The organism is Methylobrevis pamukkalensis (assembly GCF_001720135.1).
Lineage (GTDB): Bacteria > Pseudomonadota > Alphaproteobacteria > Rhizobiales > Pleomorphomonadaceae > Methylobrevis > Methylobrevis pamukkalensis.
Window position 1 is genome coordinate 1 of sequence record NZ_MCRJ01000287.1, and the last position, 825, is coordinate 825.

At 68.8% G+C, this 825-nt stretch carries 1 protein-coding gene and 1 pseudogene; one reads left to right on the top strand and one right to left on the bottom strand.

What is annotated here, in order from left to right:
- The coding region (locus A6302_RS20550; RefSeq protein WP_141704058.1) for an ATP-binding cassette domain-containing protein at positions 1 to 299 on the top strand (299 nt) is incomplete at its 5' end.
- Positions 300 to 329: 30 nt separating this feature from the next.
- On the opposite strand, the pseudogene A6302_RS20555 reads toward A6302_RS20550, so the two are convergent.
- A pseudogene (locus tag A6302_RS20555) lies at positions 330 to 825 on the bottom strand (AMP-binding enzyme); the annotation flags it as partial.

An 825-nucleotide genomic window follows, 5' to 3' on the forward strand; every position in this document is an offset into this window, starting at 1 on the left:
AGCAGCAGCGCGTCGCCATCGCCCGGGCGCTCGCCATGCAGCCGACCGCGCTGCTCTGCGACGAGATCACCTCGGCGCTCGATCCGGAACTGGTCAACGAGGTGCTGGCGGTGGTCAAGGAACTCGCCGCCGAGGGCATGACGCTGATGATGGTGACCCACGAGATGCGCTTTGCCCGCGACGTCTGCTCGCGCGTCGTCTTCATGCACCAGGGCCGCGTCCACGAGATCGGCCCGCCCGGCGAGGTGTTCGGCAACCCGAAGACGCCGGAGCTGAAGCAGTTTCTCGGCGTGCATTGAGGGGGGCTTTGGCCCTCCAGGCCCCCACCCTCAGCTCGCCAGTTCGGCCAAGTCCCGGAACAGGTCCAGCGCCTCCGGGTTGGCGAGCGCCTCCTTGTTCTTGACGACCCGGCCGTGCACCACGTCGCGCACGGCCAGCTCGGTGATCTTGCCGGACTTGGTGCGCGGGATGTCCGTCACGGCGACGATCTTCGCCGGCACGTGGCGCGGGCTGGCCCCGGTGCGGATCTTCGTGCGCAGCCGCTTGTCGAGGTCGGCGTCCAGCGTCACCCCGTCGCGCAGGCGCACGAACAGGATCACCCGCACGTCGCCGTCGAAATCCTGGCCGATGGCGAGCGCCTCCAGCACCTCCGGAATCTGCTCCACCTGCGCGTAGATCTCGGCCGTGCCGATGCGCACGCCGCCGGGGTTGAGGGTTGCATCCGAGCGGCCGTGGATGATGAGGCCGCCGTGGGCCGTCACCTCGCAAAGTCGCCGTGACACCAGACGTCGTCGAAGCGCTCGAAGTAGGCGGCCGAATACTTGG